Source organism: Novosphingobium sp. BL-A-41-Hi4A-0G (genome assembly GCF_055521735.1).
Genome location: NZ_CM145501.1, coordinates 240222 through 255429, shown reverse-complemented (window position 1 = coordinate 255429; position 15208 = coordinate 240222). Strand labels below are relative to the sequence as shown.

Genomic DNA, 15208 nt, shown 5'->3' with positions numbered 1-15208 from the left:
GCATTGCGGATCAGTTGACCATACGATCGGCATTGCCCCAATAGGGAACCCGCAGTGCCTTCTTGTCCATCTTGCCCGCAGCCGTGCGCGGAATCGAGTCGATAAACGTGACAGATTTCGGCGCTTTGACTCCGCCGAGACGTTCCTTGGCATATGCGATGATTTCGGCCTCGGTTATGTCGTCTGCAACGACGACAGCGTGGACCTGTTCCCCCCACTTCTCGTGCGGGATGCCGAACACGCAGGCTTCCTTGACCTGTGCCAGTTCGGTCACGGCGGCCTCGACCTCGGCAGTGAACACGTTGAAGCCGCCGGAGACGACCATGTCCTTCTTGCGGTCGACGATGTAGAGGTAGCCATCCTTGTCGAACTTGCCGACGTCGCCGGTATGGTGCCAGCCGAACTTGCGGATTTCCGCGGTTTCCTCGGGCTTCTCGAAGTAGGAATGGGTCACCAGTGCGCCACGCACGCAGATCTCGCCTGCCTCGCCGAGTGGCACCTGATTGCCATCATCATCGAGCAGCGCGACCTTGATTGATCGCGTCGGCTTGCCGCAGGAGGCCAGCTTTTCCGGCGCCGAAGCAGCGAACTTCGCCACGTCCTCCGGCGGGAACCATGCGACGATCATCGGGCATTCTACCTGGCCATAGGCCTGGCACATCGCGGGGCCGAAGATCGACACGGCCTGACGGAGCTTTTCGGGGCTGCAGGGCGATCCGACGAGAATGAAAATCTTGAGCGACGAGTAATCGTGATTGCCGATCTCGGGAGAGGCCATGAGCTGGTACATTGCCGTGGGCGGCAGGTACATGTGCGTGACCTTGTAGTCCTCGATGGTCTTGAGCACGGCCTCGGCATCGAAGCCAGGCAGGATCACCTGCGTCGCGCCAAGGCTCAAAGTCGAGAGCGAGATCGGCCCTGCCGCGTGGGTGATCGGCGCGGAGACTAGCGCGACTGGATCATCGGTGCGACCGCCCATGCCATCGGCCGCGGTCTCGATCATCGTACCCCAGCCGAGGTTGGTGACGTTCGCGCCCTTCGACGGGCCAGTGGTACCGCCGGTGGGGAAGATGCCGACCATGTCCATCAGATTGGCAAAGGCATCGATCTCGGGCTCGATGAAATCGGCTTCGCTGACGCCTGACATGAATTCATCAAGGCTTGGGTCATCGCCCATGCGCTTGTCGAGGCAGACGAAGTGCTGGAGCGTGGGGCACAGGTCCTTGAGCTGCTGAACCTCGTCGGCCTTGGACGAGTGATAGACCAGCCACTTGAGACGCACATAGTTGATGTAGGCCGCGTTAGCGTCGATCGCGTTGCGGGTGTTGACCGGGATCCACTTGCCGTTGGCGCGCCACATCGCGAGCAGGACGACGAGCAGCATGCCGTCATTCGGGCCATAGAGGCCAAGGCAATCCTGGTTGGCAAAGCCGCCCTTCTGGAGCGCGGCGGCAATGCGTTCGGACAGCGCCTTGGTTTCAGCGAAGGTCAGCTTCAGGCCCGTCTCGGTGTCTACGATGGCGAGACGCTGCGGATCGCGATCATGGCCGCGGTCAAAGTAATCGATGGCGCGCATTGGTTATCCCCAACGGTTGATTTCAGGCCCCGGTGCCCATGCACGGAGCGGTTCTTGAACGGTCGATCTGGCGAGCGCCGCCGCCACGCAGGGCTGTGCGAGCGTGCGGGCGAGCCAGGCATTTGTGAGCGGTGCGTGGGCAAAGGCACCGGGCCGGAGAAGCTGCATCCCGGCAAGCCATGAACAGGTGACGAGATCGGCGATCGAGAACGTGCCCATCAGCCATTCGCGGCCATCGGCCAGCTGCTTCTCGCAGCGTTCGACGGCAGACGCGACCTTGGTCTCGCTGTCGTCGATCTGTGCGGCATTGACGACGTCGTCCCGCAGATCGAGCCAGCGTTGGCGCAGATCATCCGACACGATGGAAGCCGCCAGTCCGATCGCTTTCGATGCCGGAATAGCTGCAATCGCCTGCTGCGAGGTTGCCAGATTGCCTAGCAGCGCGGCGGCGGGCGACAGGCGCTCGGTGATCTGGCGACACCACATCATCATTTCCCAGCGCGCGTAGGCGTCGGTCGGCTGAAGCCCTGCCCCGCCCGCAGCCTCGTCGAGATACTGGGCGAGGAATACGGACTCGGTCATCGCTTCGCCGTCTATGACGAGGACAGGGCCTTCGCCTTCGATGCACAGGTCGAGCGCGATCGGGTCGGAAATGCCGGGCAAAGCGTGGCGCTCACCGGCGAGCAGGTCGATGCGGCGGCATTCGATGTCGAGACCCGATTGCGCAAGCGCTGCAAGGACGGTGAGCGAAGCGCCGTTGGGTTCACCATGGTAAAGAACCGCGCTCATGCCTCGATCTCCGCCATCATCAGGCCGTAGCGGTGGGCAAGGTCAGTCTTGCCCATGGCCCAGGTCTTGCGCACCGCCTCGCGAGTATAGACGCGCTTGAGCCAGCGCATGATGTTCGGAGTCTTGTCCCTGCCAGCAAGATCGGGCTGCGAGAGCGGCAGCGAATAGGTGCTGTTGAAGATGTTGATGTCGGCAAGGCTGTATTGCTCGGAGCCGACATAGGGGCGCTTGCCGAGTTCCTCCTCCAGTTTGGCGATGCCGAGCCCGACGCGGCGGCGGCTCTCGGCCATTTCACTTTCGGAGAAATCGCCGTTGATCGCCTTGCGCCACGCAACGCGGCGTTCGGGCAGCGGGATGCGATCAATCGCGGCGGAGAGTTCGGCGGGATCGCGCTGACGGACCATCGGTCCCACGAAGACGCTCCACCCGATCATCGAGAAGCTGGGACCGAGCCACTGGTCCATGAACTTCATCCACCAGCGCACGCGCCAGCGGTCCTGCGCGTCTGCAGGCATGAGGTCCGGCCCGTCAAACCGGTCGTTCACGTATTCCATTATCGCGGTGCTCTCGGTGAGCACCAGACCATTATGCGTCATCGCCGGGATCGTGCCTTGCGGATTGATCGCGAGGTATTCCGGCCTGTGCTGGTCGAACTGGAGCATGTCGATGTAATGGCTGGAAAAGGGCACGCCCTTCTCCATCAACGCGAGCATCGGCTTGCCCGAGTTGGCATTGGGTTCCCAGTGATATAGGGTTACCGCGTCCATCTGTAGCCTTGCCTCTCTCCCGATTCCGGTCAGCGACGGGAGTCGTGCCGGAATTTGTTAGTAACACATACTAAATCAGCGGGAGCGCGGGTCAAGCCCGCATGCCTCACAATTCGTGAAAAGGGGCTAACCGGTTGTTCGGGAAAGCGGCACGGCTCCAGTTGGAGCATTTCATCTGGTGCAACCGCCAGACATGGAAAAAGGGGCACGTCCCATCGGAACATGCCCCCTATTTCCAGGACGGAGACACCGCACCGGGACTGTTTAGCGCGCCGTCATCGTCCAGCGGAAAAGATGCGTGCGACCGGAGAGGGGGGCGGCGGCACGAGTCTCTTCCGAGAGGCGCAAGCCTTGCGCCTCCATGACACCTCTTAGCGCGGTCCAGTCACTCCAGCGTGTGAGCCCGGTCACTGCCTGCAGGTCTTTGATCGCACGCGCGGCTTGCTCAGTGCCATGGGCAAGATCGAACTGCGTGCGAGCTGGTTGCGAAGCCGCAAAGGCGACGGATTCGGGGATGCGACTGTCGAACACGACGACCGGCGCAGGCCTGGCCATGGCCGCGATGGCAGGCGTTGCAGCCACGGCTCCGGCAATTGCGCTGCCCTTTAGCATGGAGCGACGGGAAACGCGCATCAGCCGGCCTTTCCGAGGTACTTTGCCACTGCATCGAGTTCCGCGTCGGTCAGGTCGACCTTGGTCTGCTGCGGCATCGCGCCCTTGCCCATGCGGACCACGGTCTTGACGTAATCGGCCGTCAGATCGGTGCGGTTGGCAAGCAGGCCCATGTCGGGCGCGTTGCCCGCCATGACCTGCTGCTTGGTCAGGAGGTTGGTGCCCATGCCGCCGGTCAGGTGGCAGTAGCCGCAGTGAACCTCGAACAGCACCTTGCCATCGCCGCCGGGCTTGAGCCGGTCACCGGCAGGCGCGACCGGGCGCATCTGGTAGGGCGGCGGCGGGCCGGGGGGTGGCCCCGGCGGTGCGGCAAAGACAGCGGTTGCAGCAAAGCCGATGGAGGCAACGAGAACGAGCGATGCGCGGTTCATGCCTTATTGCTCCTGCCGCGCGCCTCGGCATAGGCGGCGGGCCAGATGCCCTGCTTGCCCGGCGCGATGATGCCGTTGGGATCGAGCGCGTTCTTCACCTTCTCGCCAAAGCGGCGCAGCGCATGGTTATTGAAGTCGAACGTTTCCATCACCGGGTCCATCCAGCCGAGGTGCGTGCGATACTCCGCGTAGCCCGCCTTGGCCGTCTCGACGATCAGCGCATCGAAGAGCTTGCGCATCTTGAGCACTTCCTCGGCGTTGTCGCGGTCGTACATCAGCATGTTGACGTTGTTGGCAAATCGCCCGCCGATGGTGAAGCTCGCGTAGAAGTCGACGTCGAAATCGGCGATGATCTTGCGGCTGCGGGCCATCTGGTCGAGCACATGCCTCCCGGTGGCAGGCACGACGGGCGAGAAGCCCATGTGTGCGCCGCGGCCACCGATCCAGTCCGACATCTGCAGCGGAACGGCAGAGGGAATGCCCATCGTGGTGTCGACACCATGGATGTAATCGCCCGGGTGCCACCAGTGCTCGGCAGGTTCTGCAGCGAGGTTGCGCTTCATCGCCGCCTTGACCACTTCGGCCTTGGCCTTGACCACGCTTTCCTCACCATAGAGGCGCAGCGCGACCTGCCAGTAGCCGAGTTTATGCTCCTTGAGCAGTTCCTCGACGCGCCATTCGGGGATAGCCGAAGGCTTGTCCCAGAAATCGCGACGCTGGCCCTTGAGCACCATCTTGCCCAGCCACGAGGGGATGAACACGTTTTGGTCGATCAGGCCGGAAATCTTGAGCGGGGCAATCGTATCGATCACCCAGCCGATGTCCTCGACCTTGGGAATATCCCACACCAGTTCGAGCGAGCTTTCGGGCGCAGGCTGGAGCCAGATGCCCGCCTTCGTCACCACGCCGAGGTTCGACTGCGAGAAGGCAAGATCGAAGGTCGGGCCGTAGCTCATCGGGAAGAGGTGCCAGACGGGATTGTCCTTCATCGCGCCCATGCCGGTGCGCACGAGATCGCCATCAGGCAGTACCGCCTCGATACCGCAGAGGTTGCGGGCATGAAGGCCATAAGACGTATAGCCAATGCCGTGTTCAAGCGCGTTTCCAAGCACCGAGCCCCAGGCATTGCCGGGAACCGACATCCACAGCGGAGCCTTCTCGCGCTGGATATGCTCGTAAAGGTCGAAGAAGCCGACGCCCGGCTCGACCACACAGTAGGCGAGCTTGCTATCGAGTTCGAGAATCTTGTTCATGCGCCCGAGGTCGAGCACGACAGTGCCGGGCAGGCGCGGCGCAGCGGTGCCATAGCCAAGGTTCTTGCCGCGTGCGACCGGCCAGAGCGGGGTCTTGTGCTCATTGGCAAGGCGCACGATGGCGCGCACTTCATCGACCGAAGCGGGCGCAACAGCGGCGGATGCGGGCCATTCCTCGGTGCTGCCGGGAGCATAGGTATCGGCATAGGCGTCGCGGTCGGCGTCGGAGTCCATCACCCAATCCTTGCCGACAACGGCGGCAAAGGCGGTCATCGCGGACTGGAACTGCCTCGGACTGACGCGGGGGGGCAGGTGCAGCTTCAAGGCTTGGGCTCTCCCGTCAATTCTTTTCTACCAATTGTTATTGTTTGCAGCACTTACGATTTGTCGTCAAGCGTCACGTCAGCGCGTAGTACTTGACGTAATTCCCGTCCGGCTTGCGTTCGCCGACGCCGATGAAGACGTGGCGCGTCAGCCAGTCGTGCTTGCCCTTGCTGGTCTCGAAAGTCGGCTGGGCGCGCAGGTAGTATTCGGCATGGGGGACAGGTTCCCCACCGGCAAAAGCCCATGCGCGCAGGCGGTCCATCGTCCCTGGCTCGCGCCCCCAGAGGAAACCCCGGTTCTGCATGTAGATCAGCGTTCCGTCATCGACTTCCAGCACATAACGGGCATCGAACACTGCGGTGTCGTCGGGGCGGAAGAAAGCATAGTCGCCGCCCGAATTGGGCACGGCCTTGCCCTTGAGGCGCGGACCTTCGAACTCGCCCTCATCGACATAGACCGCGCTGCGCATGCCCCCCGAAGGCAGGTCCGGCACCATCTGCACGCGGGTGAACCGCAAGCGGCAGGCAAAGGCGAATTCGAGACGCGGGTTGTCGAGCGTGGAGAAGTCCATTTGTGCCTCAATAATTGCTCAGGATCGTCAGGCTCGGCCCATCGAGCGGCTTGCCGGCCTTCTGTTTCGCCAGTTCGTCGGCCCGGGTCTTGCCCTGAAGGTCGATTAGATAGGCGTGGATCGCATCGGCATCGCCGGGGGAGAGGATATCGTCCCAGCGCGGCATGCCATTGGGCGTCAGCAGTCCTTCGAGCACGATCTGACGGAACGCCTCGTGCGTGCCGGGTTGCATCCGCCGAAGGTCGGGCGTGATCGAGCGTGGCTGGTTGGCGTGGCAGATCGCGCAGTTGCCGAAGAATAGGCCCTGCCCCTTGGCGATCATCGCCGCCGTCACGCCCGGAGCCTGAGCCGGTGCTTCCGGCGCGACTTCGAGCGGCGGTAGCAGATCAGGCATCGGCACCTTGCCGCCGCCCAGCTTGAACACCAGCAGCCGGTTCATGTTGCCGCGCGTGTAGGCTGCAGAATAGCGCGGCACAAAGGGATAACCGCCCCCGCCCCACCCGGCCATGACCGCAATGTACTGCACGCCGCCCACCTCATAGGTCATCGGCGCGGCCATTATCGGGGTGCCGGTGTCGATCTCCTTGAGCAGCTTGCCGGTCTTTGTCTCACGCACGAACAGCTTGCCACTGACGCCGCCGTAGATGGTGAGACCGGAAGCCGTGGTCAGAACGCCGCCGCGATCCTGCCAGCCTGCGGTATCGGCAGACCATATGGTCTTGCCGGTGAGTGGATCGATCGCGCGGATTTGCGAGGTGGCGGGCTGCCTCAACGCCTCCTGATAGGCCGGAAGCTTGCGCACGGCATCACCAAACTCGGGCGGGAAGGCGGCCAGCGCTTCCTTCACGTCTGGCGTAAAAATCAGCGCGGCATCGTTGTTGAGCCCGCGCGCCTTGAGCGGCTTGGCCCCCGGCGTCATGAAGATCAGGTTCCCCATGTCGAGCACGGCGCCGATGTAGAGGCTGGTGGCGGGGTCGTAACTGGCCGGGTGCCAGTTGCGCGCCCCGGTGGTGGCGGGGAACACGATCTTGGGGCCGGTGGTGTAGTCCGCCGCTTCCGGATCGAGCACCGGGCGACCGGTCTTCGGATCGATCCCCTTGGCCCAGTTGGTGCGGACGATGGGATTTGCGCGCAGCAGCTTTCCGTCGCGCCGGTCGAGGATGTAGAGATAGCCGTTCTTGGGCGCATGGAGAACGACCGGGCGGTTCTCGCCGTCGATGTCCATGCGCGTGAAGATCATCGGCTGCGTGGCAGTGAAGTCCCAGTTGTCGCCGGGCGTTTCCTGATAGTGCCACTTCATCCGCCCCGTCTTCGGATCAAGAGCGACGAGGCTGGCGAGATAAAGGTTGTCGCCGCCCGCAGGCGAGCGCTTCGACGTGGCGTAAGGCCCGCCGTTGCCGGTGCCGACGAGGACCAGCCCGGTCTCGGGATCGTAGTTGATCGCATCCCACGGGGAGCCGCCGCCGCCGATGTCCCACCGGCTGTTCGGGTCCCATGTCTTGAGCGCCGCCTCAAGCTCAGGCGTTTCCTGCGGACCCAGCTTCGGATCGTGGGGTACCACATGCCAGCGCCAGCGCAGCTTGCCGGTATCGAGATCAAGTGCGGTCACATAGCCGCGCACGTCGTATTCCGCACCGCCCATGCCGATGACAACCACATCGCCCGCAACTTCGGGGGCGCCGGTAGAATTGTCGCCCTTGGCGCGGTTCTCGATGAAGTCGCTCTTCCACACGACCGCGCCGGTCTTTGCATCCAGCGCGTACATCCAGCCATCGAGGCTGGCGACGAAGACTTTACCCCGTGCCACGGCTACGCCCCGATTGACCATGTCGCAGCAGACCGTGCGGTTGACCTGCATGTCGACCTCGGGCTCGAACCGCCAGAGTTCTTTGCCGGTAGCCGCATCGAAGGCATAGGCACGACCGGCTGTGCCGGAGGTGTAGAGCACGCCGTCGACCACGACCGGGGTTGCCTCCTGCCCGCGGAAGGTATCGAGGTCTGCAACCCAGGCGAGGCCGAGTTGGCTCACGTTCTCGGCATTGATCGCAGTCAGGCGAGAATGGTGCGTCTTGCCGGAATCGCCTCCGGGGCTGGTCCATTCACGCCCTGCGCCCTCGGTCAGGGCCGTTGCACCGCCCAGCGAGCAGGCGGCGAGGCCAAGGAAAAGCGTAGCGAGAAGGTGGCGCATCACAGCGAATCCCACGGGCTGGGCATACGATAGGGCACGGTGATGAAGTTCGCCTCGATCTGCTCGATCATGCCATGGTCGATCTTGAACAGTTCGGAGATGTAGAAGCTGTGCGGGCGCAGGACCGGGCTTTTCACAGTGCGCCCGTCGGTCAGCTGGAATTCTCGCAACCGGCCCGAATGATCGATGAAGCCGAAGGCCAGCACCAGCCCGCGCTCCTCATCAACCAGCGGGAAGCGGCGCGCACGCAGGTCGTCGTCATAGCGGTAGTTGCCCATCCGGAACTGCTCTTCGCAGCCCAGCGCCGAGACCGGCACGATCTTGGCAAAATCGGGATTGCGCGTGGTCTGGACGCCGTTTTCCACGCGGTTGCAATCGGGGTGGAACTTCGTGTGGATCGTGCCGTCGTTGCGCTGGAGTGTATCGAAGTAGCCGTTCGACAGGCGCACCATCTCCTCGCGCGTCACCGGAGCTTCCGGTTCGCGGTGCAGGATCGGCTTGTCCCAGTAGCGGCAGTTCTCGAACTTGATGCCGCTGTCGGACTGGCGGACGATCAGCATCTCGCATTCGGCGATCTGCCCGGCTTCGTTGACGGCCAGGCGCAGGGTGAAAGCCGATTCCTCGATGGGTTCGATCACTGTGCCAAAATAGCCGATCTGACCCGTCTTCACGTCGGCAAAGCGCAGCTGGTAATCGCCCAGCCGGTCGATCGTGCCCCACACGCCGTCGCCGATCTCCAGCATCACGTTGTTCTCACTGTGATGCGCCCCCGGTGCCCAATCGAGCGCATGGGGATCGCGCGCATTGAGAGCGACAAGAAACCGGTCAAGGACGGCATAAAGCTCGGCGCGTGTCATCGATTCTCCCAAGGGTTCATTGAGGCTTTGACGGCCTTCTCAAGCCAAGGCATACTCTACCAAATGTTATAAATAAAGGGGAGAGACGCATGGCCCGGACAGCGGCCGAACAGGCCAACCTCGATCTCGTGCTGGAGATGTACCACAAGGTCCTGATCGCGATGGATAGCAGCGCGGTGGACCGCTATATCGCGTCCGGATACGTGCAGCATTCTTCACTCGCCGAGCCGACGGTCGAAGCCCTGAAGGGCTTTCTCGATCGGGTCCGCGCCGAATCACCCGATGCTACGCAAACGATCCATCGCAGCTTCGTCGACGGCGATCACGTGATCACCCATACCCACGTCGTGCGCTGGCCCAGCGATCCCGGCCTTGCCGTGGTCGACATTTTCAGGGTGGAAGATGGGCTGATCGTCGAGCACTGGGACGTGATACAGGACGTGCCGGAAAAGCCGGTGAACCCCAACAGCATGTTTTGACAGGAGAGACACGATGCGCCTTCTCATCGCAGCCCTTGCCATAGCACTGACATCGACCGCCGCTCGGGCCGAGGAATGCAAGCTGACCCCCAAGCAGGTCGTCAGCAACTTCATGGACGAGTTCTACATCCAGAAGAAGGTCCGCTCCTCATTCGAGCGCTGGGTCGATCCCGGCTATATCCAGCACAACCCCTATGCCGCCACGGGACGCGAAGCCGCGATCGGCTTCCTCGAGAAGTTCGTGGAGCAGAACCCCGGCCAGCGCACGAAGATTCACCGCATTATCGCCGATGGCAATCTCGTCGCCGTTCACAGCCACGGCTGGATGGAGAATGGCGATGCGGCGGCCAAGCGCGGCTTCGCGGTGGTCGATATCTTCCGCGTCGAAGGCTGCCGCGTGATGGAGCATTGGGACGTGCTTTCGCCGGTGCCGGAGACTGCCGCCAACACCATGTTCTGACATGAAGCTGTTCGACAACAAGTGCGTGGTGATCCTTGGCGGCAACGCCGGGATCGGCCTCGCCGCAGCGCGGATGTTCGCAGCCGAGGGCGCGAAGCTCGCCATCACCGGTCGCAACGCCGAGACGCTGCGCGAAGTGGCCGAGGACCTCGATGCGCTGTGCATCCGCTCGGACATGGGCGACCTCGGCCAGACTGCGGCGGCCTTGGCCGAGATCGAGGAAGCGCTTGGCGGGATCGACGTGCTGTTCGTCAACGCCGGGGTCGGCGGATTCGCCATGGTGCCGGACGTGACGCCCGAGTTCTGGGACGGTATCCACTCAGTCAACCTGCGAGGCGCGTTCTTTGCGATCCAGAAGGCCCTGCCAATGATGCGCGATGGCGGCTGCATAGTCATCACCGGCTCGATCGGGTCGATGGCAGCGGTGCCCGGCAATGTCGCCTATGCCGCCGCCAAGGCTGGTCTGCGCGCCATGGCGCGGATCGTCGGCAAGGAGCTGCTGCCCCGCCGCATCCGCGTCAACATGGTCAGCCCCGGCCCGACCGATACGGAAATCTTCAAGCGCGATGCGAGCGAAGAGGAAATTCAGGGGATGCAGGACATGCTCTCGTCAGTAGTTCCTATGGGCCGAATGGGCACGTCGGAAGAAGTCGCCTGCGCGGTGCTGTTCCTCGCCAGCGCCGAGGCCAGCTTCATCAACGGCGTGGACCTATGCGTCGATGGCGGGTGCATCGAACTGGGCTGATGTCTGGGCTGATTACTGCGCTGGCCCTGCCTGCGCCGCACCGGCTAGCGTGGTGCCGCTGCGGTCAGGCAGGGTCCAGATGATCAGGTTGGCCACCATGATTCCGGCAAGCGTCAGCATCAGCACCGGCCGCTTGCGCTCACCCCGGCGCAGCAGGAACACCGCACCGCCGACTAGGGCGATGGCGGCGAGCATCATCAAAGAGAGCGCAGCATCAAGCATGCGCGCCCGTTAGCGGCTGAACAGGCCCTTGGCCATACCGGCGAGATCGTCGAGCGGATTGCCGTCGCCGTCCTTGTCGAGGAAGGCCGAGACCTTGCTCAGCGCATCGGGGTTCTGGCCCAGAGCCGAGGCAAAGCTGGCAAGCGCGCCTTCACCGCCCAGGTGACCGACGATTTCCTGCAACTTGGACGCATCAAGGCCCGAGTTGGCAGCGGCCGTCTGGATCGTGTCCCCCTTCGACTGGTGCCCTGCGGCAAGTGCGGCGATGGCGTTCTCCGCCATGTCAGGATCGATGCCGACCTTTGCTGCAAGGTTCTTCACGTCGACATTGCCGGCCACCTGGCCAAGGATCGAATCGAACAAGCTCATCACATTTCCCCTTCTCTGCCGAGCAAAGCGTAACAGGTCCGGATCAGACTTCCAGCGCGTGGATCTCCGCCCGCCGCCGCTCTCCGTCGCGCCGCACCAGCAGCGCCGAGTACTCCGGCACCTCGATCCATGTGGCAAAATCGCGGGTAAGCGGCTCGGATGCAACGATCACACTGTCGGCGTCGATCGCACCGCCGGTCAGCTTCCATTCGCCATCGTGCAAGCCGTAGTCACGCCCGCAAGTGTACCACATCGAGAGGTACTCGGAGCTGCCCTGCAATGCGCCCGCATCGAAGTGCCCGAAATCGAAGGTGAAGCGCACGGCGGCAAGGTTGGTGCCGTCGCAGAACATCAGGTTGGTCGAACTCGAGCGGGTAATGCCATGCCGTGCCCTCGCCTCGCGCAATACGGCCAAGGCGTGGCGGATCGCGGCGAGGATCGCGTCCGGTTCGTTGATGCCTGCAGGATCGGGCAGCGCCGAGACGACCAGCGCATAGATCCATTCGCTGTCGGTCGATCCCTGTATCTGCCTGGCAAACTCGGGCCGGATATGGGGAGCAAGATCAAAGCGCATGTCGCGGAATCCGGCGAGATCGCCATTGTGCGCCATCGACAGCGGCACGCCATCGAAGCGGAAGGGGTGGCAGTTCTGTTCGTTGATCTGGACGGTCGAGTTGTAGGGCACGCCGCGGATGTGGGCGAGGAGCGCCGAAGAACGCAGCTTTCCGGCCAGTGCCTTGAGGTTGCGGTCAAACAGCGCGACTTGGGTAGTTCGGTAGCGGAAAGGCACGTTGGGTGCGTGGCTGGCCTCGTCCCACGCGGCCATGCCGAAGCCGGCAAGGTTCAGCATCTGCAGCATCTGCGCGCCGATGGTCTGGTTGAGCAACGAGGAATCGGGCGCGTAGAGCAGATCGTCGATCAGGACCGGCGTGCCGAGGTAGCTCAGGATACGGCACATCAGCCAAGCTCTCCGGCATGGTTGAACCGGGCGAGCGACAGTGAGCGCCCGAGGTGACGGTTGGCCTTGCGCTGGTCCTGCACGAGCTGCCTTCCGAACGCTGCGTGGAGAGCAGGCAGCCACGACGGCATCTCGTCTTCGAGCGCCGTCAGGGTTTCAGCCGGGAGATGAACCAGCTTGGCATCTTCCACCGCCGTCACCAGCAAGGGCTGCGGGCCGCCATCGCTGTGCCCGGTCAGCCCGACGAAGCATCCCGGGCCGAACACGAAGACCTGCTCGGCCATGGCTCCGCGCGGGACCGCCGCCCGGACCGCCCCGCGCAGGACGAGATGGAGTCCCTCCTGTCCTTCTCCCGGCCCAACCAGCGTACTGCCGCGTGGCGCATCGAGCAGACTGCCATGTGCGGCAATCGCCTCGAACCCGCGCAATCGGGAAAGGCCGTGGGCTAGGTCGGATGTTCCAGCTTTCGCCGCGACGGGCGCAGGTCCAGCATGCAGCTGGCGCAGGGCGTGGGGATCGAAGTGTCCCTCCGCAACGATCCGCTGCAGCGTGGCACGGGTGCGCGAGGCGACAAGACGGCGCAACGCGACGCTCAGCCTCACCGCCCATCCAGAGCCATCGTGCAGCAGCGCGCGGAAGCGGCGGCCGGAAATGGCAAGGCCGTGCGTGTCCTCGATCGCGCGGACCCTTGCAGACCGTGGCCCATCATCGAGCAAGGCAAACTCGCCCACGACCTCGCCCGGACGGATCGCGGAGATCACCGCGTTGTCGTCACCGGGAATGCGCGCAGCAATCTCGAGCAGGCCACCTTCGACAAGGTAGAGGGCATCGGCATGATCGCCCTGACGGAACAGCACGTCTCCCGCAGCAACGGCGAAAGGCGCGGCATTGCCGAGCAGGGCTTTCCATTCCTCGCGTTCGAAGCCGGCCAGTTGCGCCGGTACCTGCGCCTGCTCTCCCATCCAGCCAGATTGCGCCTGCTCCCGATTCTGGTCAATCGGCTTCGGCAAGCGTCTTCAACTGGTCCGCGCAGGCTCCCCATCCAGCCTCGAAGCCCATCTCGGCGTGATTCTTCATGGCCTCTTCGGTCCAGTGTCGGGCGCTGGCGGTGTATCGAGTGCCCTTACCCTCGGGCTCGATTTCCCAGATTCCGATCATGAACGGGCCTGCCGGCTGAAAATCCACCGTCACGGCATCGGTAGCCACGAAGCGACGGCCTTCCTCCCAGCTGAGGAATATGCCCTCCTGAGGCACCTCCTCGCCATCGGGACCGTGCATGACCATGGCCGAACGGCCACCGGCGCGGCGCTCCTGCGCGATCGTGGTGACGTACCAGGGCTTGGGGCACCACCATTCCTCCTGCCGGTTGGCAAGGACGTCCCAGACTTTCTCGGGGCTTGCGGCGATGTAACGGCTGATCGAGAGTTCGTGCATGTCCTTGCTCCCTGGCACTCAGTCGCGGTCGGGCGCGCCGAGCGGAAAATAGTGCCGGAACCGCCGCGCGTCCTCGACGCAGCGCGACACGGGCGGCAGCGCGAGGAGGTGCGCACGCCACTGCCGAAGCAGGGCACAATCCTCGGGAATCCGCGTGACCCAATCGGCATAGAACAGGGCGGGTGCCGCCGCGCATTCGATCAGGCTGACTGTGTCCGGCATCGCATAACCCTCGAGCCAGCCCTCGATCCAACGATAGGCTCGGGTCACCCGCTCGTCGACGCGGGCCTGCACCATGTCCGAGACCCGTCCGTCGCGGATCGCCTCATCGACGCATTCCTGCATCGTGTTCATCACGTAATTGTCGAACACCCGATCGATCATGCGCATGCGGATCGCTTCGTCAGGATCTGCAGGGATCAGCGAGGTTGGCCCCGGATGATGAAGCGCAAGATACTCGATGATCGAGGTAGATTCGAACACCTCGCGCGAATCGTCGACGAGCAGCGGGAACTTGCCCATCGGGCTCGCCTGCTGGACACGGGCATAGGCGGCTGCGTGATCCGGGTTCTCGCCATCGAGACTGTGAAACACAAACGGCGTGCCATTGGCGTAGAGCGCGATCAGCGCCTTCCACGTGTAGGACGAGAACGGATGCCCGTAGAGCGCAAGCATCAGGCATCTCCTCTTGCGGCAGCCTCGATAGCCGCATGGTCGATCTTGTGCATGGTCATCATCGCGGTGAACACCCGGGCGCGCACGTCCGGATCGGGATCGGTCATGCCTTCGGTAAGAACGCGGGGCGTGATCTGCCAGCTCAGTCCCCACCTGTCCTTGCACCAGCCGCAGGCGCTTTCCGCGCCGCCATTGCCGACGATGGCATTCCAGTAGCGGTCGGTTTCCTCCTGCGTTTCGGTCGCCACCTGAAACGAGAACGCCTCGCTATGCGGAAACTGCGGACCGCTGTTGAGGCCGATGCAGGGAATGCCGAGCACGGTGAAGTCGACCGTCAGCACGGTCCCTACCGAACCGCCGGGAAAGTCGGTCGGCGCGCGATGCACCGCGTTCACGTGACTGTCTGGGAAGGCCTTCGCATAGAAGGTCGCCGCGTCTTCGGCATCGCCGTTGTACCACAGGCAAAGCGTGAGCTTAGGGACAGTCACGAGCCCGACC

Annotated in this window: 19 protein-coding genes; 3 read left to right on the top strand and 16 right to left on the bottom strand. The window is 63.5% G+C overall.

Features of this window, described 5'->3' with window-relative positions:
• Window positions 1-10: 10 nt before the first annotated feature.
• From ACZ1JX_RS01355 to ACZ1JX_RS01315, 9 genes are all read right to left on the bottom strand, one after another.
• Window positions 11-1576 carry an AMP-binding protein gene (locus ACZ1JX_RS01355; protein ID WP_465125042.1) on the bottom strand — a complete coding sequence of 522 codons (1566 nt, stop codon included), beginning with the start codon at window positions 1574-1576 and terminating at the stop codon, window positions 11-13.
• A 3-nt stretch (window positions 1577-1579) separates the two neighbouring features.
• Window positions 1580-2365, bottom strand: coding sequence for a glutathione S-transferase family protein (locus ACZ1JX_RS01350; RefSeq protein WP_465125041.1), 786 nt, complete (start codon window positions 2363-2365; stop codon window positions 1580-1582).
• On the bottom strand, window positions 2362-3132 hold the full coding sequence (locus ACZ1JX_RS01345; RefSeq protein ID WP_465125040.1) for a glutathione S-transferase family protein: 771 nt from the start codon (window positions 3130-3132) through the stop codon (window positions 2362-2364). The genes ACZ1JX_RS01350 and ACZ1JX_RS01345 overlap by 4 nt, the downstream gene beginning before the upstream one ends.
• 264 nt (window positions 3133-3396) lie before the next feature.
• Entirely contained in the window at window positions 3397-3765 is a 369-nt protein-coding gene (locus ACZ1JX_RS01340; protein WP_465125039.1) for a twin-arginine translocation signal domain-containing protein, read from the bottom strand.
• Window positions 3765-4175: a c-type cytochrome gene (locus ACZ1JX_RS01335; protein WP_465125038.1), complete on the bottom strand. Its 411-nt coding sequence runs from the start codon at window positions 4173-4175 to the stop codon at window positions 3765-3767. Before ACZ1JX_RS01335 ends, ACZ1JX_RS01340 begins: the two co-directional genes overlap by 1 nt.
• Window positions 4172-5752 (bottom strand): FAD-binding oxidoreductase, encoded by a 1581-nt coding sequence (locus ACZ1JX_RS01330; RefSeq protein WP_465125037.1) that lies wholly within the window; start codon window positions 5750-5752, stop codon window positions 4172-4174. The genes ACZ1JX_RS01335 and ACZ1JX_RS01330 overlap by 4 nt, the downstream gene beginning before the upstream one ends.
• 73 nt (window positions 5753-5825) lie before the next feature.
• Window positions 5826-6323, bottom strand: a complete 498-nt coding sequence (locus ACZ1JX_RS01325; protein ID WP_465125036.1) for a DUF3237 domain-containing protein — start codon at window positions 6321-6323, stop codon at window positions 5826-5828.
• A gap of 7 nt (window positions 6324-6330) precedes the next feature.
• Window positions 6331-8511 carry a PQQ-dependent dehydrogenase, methanol/ethanol family gene (locus ACZ1JX_RS01320; protein ID WP_465125035.1) on the bottom strand — a complete coding sequence of 727 codons (2181 nt, stop codon included), beginning with the start codon at window positions 8509-8511 and terminating at the stop codon, window positions 6331-6333.
• Window positions 8511-9368: a DUF8021 domain-containing protein gene (locus ACZ1JX_RS01315; RefSeq protein WP_465125034.1), complete on the bottom strand. Its 858-nt coding sequence runs from the start codon at window positions 9366-9368 to the stop codon at window positions 8511-8513. The genes ACZ1JX_RS01320 and ACZ1JX_RS01315 overlap by 1 nt, the downstream gene beginning before the upstream one ends.
• Window positions 9369-9457: 89 nt before the next feature.
• On the opposite strand from ACZ1JX_RS01315, the gene ACZ1JX_RS01310 reads away from it, so the two are divergent.
• The 3 genes from ACZ1JX_RS01310 to ACZ1JX_RS01300 are packed head-to-tail and all read left to right on the top strand — an operon-like array spanning window position 9458 to window position 11052.
• Window positions 9458-9847, top strand: a complete 390-nt coding sequence (locus tag ACZ1JX_RS01310) for a nuclear transport factor 2 family protein (protein ID WP_465125033.1) — start codon at window positions 9458-9460, stop codon at window positions 9845-9847.
• A gap of 13 nt (window positions 9848-9860) precedes the next feature.
• Entirely contained in the window at window positions 9861-10307 is a 447-nt protein-coding gene (locus ACZ1JX_RS01305; protein ID WP_465125032.1) for a nuclear transport factor 2 family protein, read from the top strand.
• A 1-nt stretch (window position 10308) separates the two neighbouring features.
• The gene (locus ACZ1JX_RS01300; protein ID WP_465125031.1) at window positions 10309-11052 is read left to right on the top strand and encodes an SDR family oxidoreductase; all 744 of its coding nucleotides are present in this window, start codon (window positions 10309-10311) and stop codon (window positions 11050-11052) included.
• 12 nt (window positions 11053-11064) lie between these two features.
• Here the strand turns inward: ACZ1JX_RS01300 and ACZ1JX_RS01295 are convergent, their stop codons facing one another.
• Genes ACZ1JX_RS01295 through ACZ1JX_RS01265 form a run of 7 tightly spaced genes read right to left on the bottom strand, consistent with a single transcriptional unit; the run spans window position 11065 to window position 15198 of the window.
• On the bottom strand, window positions 11065-11274 hold the full coding sequence (locus ACZ1JX_RS01295) for a hypothetical protein (RefSeq protein WP_465125030.1): 210 nt from the start codon (window positions 11272-11274) through the stop codon (window positions 11065-11067).
• 9 nt (window positions 11275-11283) lie between these two features.
• Window positions 11284-11643 carry a hypothetical protein gene (locus ACZ1JX_RS01290; RefSeq protein ID WP_465125029.1) on the bottom strand — a complete coding sequence of 120 codons (360 nt, stop codon included), beginning with the start codon at window positions 11641-11643 and terminating at the stop codon, window positions 11284-11286.
• Between the two features lie 43 nt (window positions 11644-11686).
• Window positions 11687-12601 carry a class II glutamine amidotransferase gene (locus ACZ1JX_RS01285; protein WP_465125028.1) on the bottom strand — a complete coding sequence of 305 codons (915 nt, stop codon included), beginning with the start codon at window positions 12599-12601 and terminating at the stop codon, window positions 11687-11689.
• Entirely contained in the window at window positions 12601-13563 is a 963-nt protein-coding gene (locus tag ACZ1JX_RS01280; RefSeq protein WP_465125027.1) for a Crp/Fnr family transcriptional regulator, read from the bottom strand. Before ACZ1JX_RS01280 ends, ACZ1JX_RS01285 begins: the two co-directional genes overlap by 1 nt.
• Window positions 13564-13594: 31 nt before the next feature.
• Window positions 13595-14035 carry an SRPBCC family protein gene (locus tag ACZ1JX_RS01275; protein ID WP_465125026.1) on the bottom strand — a complete coding sequence of 147 codons (441 nt, stop codon included), beginning with the start codon at window positions 14033-14035 and terminating at the stop codon, window positions 13595-13597.
• Window positions 14036-14053: 18 nt separating this feature from the next.
• On the bottom strand, window positions 14054-14710 hold the full coding sequence (locus tag ACZ1JX_RS01270) for a glutathione S-transferase family protein (RefSeq protein ID WP_465125025.1): 657 nt from the start codon (window positions 14708-14710) through the stop codon (window positions 14054-14056).
• Window positions 14710-15198: a VOC family protein gene (locus tag ACZ1JX_RS01265; RefSeq protein ID WP_465125024.1), complete on the bottom strand. Its 489-nt coding sequence runs from the start codon at window positions 15196-15198 to the stop codon at window positions 14710-14712. Before ACZ1JX_RS01265 ends, ACZ1JX_RS01270 begins: the two co-directional genes overlap by 1 nt.
• Between the last annotated feature and the right edge of the window lie 10 nt (window positions 15199-15208).

Bases quoted from the DNA above. Each gene is read 5' to 3' on its own strand.
- ACZ1JX_RS01325 (WP_465125036.1), bottom strand. From the start codon at position 6,323: ATGGACTTCTCCACGCTCGACAACCCGCGTCTCGAATTCGCCTTTGCC.
- ACZ1JX_RS01340 (WP_465125039.1), bottom strand. From the start codon at position 3,765: ATGCGCGTTTCCCGTCGCTCCATGCTAAAGGGCAGCGCAATTGCCGGA.
- ACZ1JX_RS01300 (WP_465125031.1), top strand. From the start codon at position 10,309: ATGAAGCTGTTCGACAACAAGTGCGTGGTGATCCTTGGCGGCAACGCC.
- ACZ1JX_RS01305 (WP_465125032.1), top strand. From the start codon at position 9,861: ATGCGCCTTCTCATCGCAGCCCTTGCCATAGCACTGACATCGACCGCC.
- ACZ1JX_RS01295 (WP_465125030.1), bottom strand. From the start codon at position 11,274: ATGCTTGATGCTGCGCTCTCTTTGATGATGCTCGCCGCCATCGCCCTA.
- ACZ1JX_RS01275 (WP_465125026.1), bottom strand. From the start codon at position 14,035: ATGCACGAACTCTCGATCAGCCGTTACATCGCCGCAAGCCCCGAGAAA.
- ACZ1JX_RS01335 (WP_465125038.1), bottom strand. From the start codon at position 4,175: ATGAACCGCGCATCGCTCGTTCTCGTTGCCTCCATCGGCTTTGCTGCA.
- ACZ1JX_RS01310 (WP_465125033.1), top strand. From the start codon at position 9,458: ATGGCCCGGACAGCGGCCGAACAGGCCAACCTCGATCTCGTGCTGGAG.
- ACZ1JX_RS01345 (WP_465125040.1), bottom strand. From the start codon at position 3,132: ATGGACGCGGTAACCCTATATCACTGGGAACCCAATGCCAACTCGGGC.
- ACZ1JX_RS01315 (WP_465125034.1), bottom strand. From the start codon at position 9,368: ATGACACGCGCCGAGCTTTATGCCGTCCTTGACCGGTTTCTTGTCGCT.
- ACZ1JX_RS01355 (WP_465125042.1), bottom strand. From the start codon at position 1,576: ATGCGCGCCATCGATTACTTTGACCGCGGCCATGATCGCGATCCGCAG.
- ACZ1JX_RS01350 (WP_465125041.1), bottom strand. From the start codon at position 2,365: ATGAGCGCGGTTCTTTACCATGGTGAACCCAACGGCGCTTCGCTCACC.
- ACZ1JX_RS01320 (WP_465125035.1), bottom strand. From the start codon at position 8,511: ATGCGCCACCTTCTCGCTACGCTTTTCCTTGGCCTCGCCGCCTGCTCG.
- ACZ1JX_RS01280 (WP_465125027.1), bottom strand. From the start codon at position 13,563: ATGGGAGAGCAGGCGCAGGTACCGGCGCAACTGGCCGGCTTCGAACGC.
- ACZ1JX_RS01270 (WP_465125025.1), bottom strand. From the start codon at position 14,710: ATGCTTGCGCTCTACGGGCATCCGTTCTCGTCCTACACGTGGAAGGCG.
- ACZ1JX_RS01290 (WP_465125029.1), bottom strand. From the start codon at position 11,643: ATGAGCTTGTTCGATTCGATCCTTGGCCAGGTGGCCGGCAATGTCGAC.
- ACZ1JX_RS01285 (WP_465125028.1), bottom strand. From the start codon at position 12,601: ATGTGCCGTATCCTGAGCTACCTCGGCACGCCGGTCCTGATCGACGAT.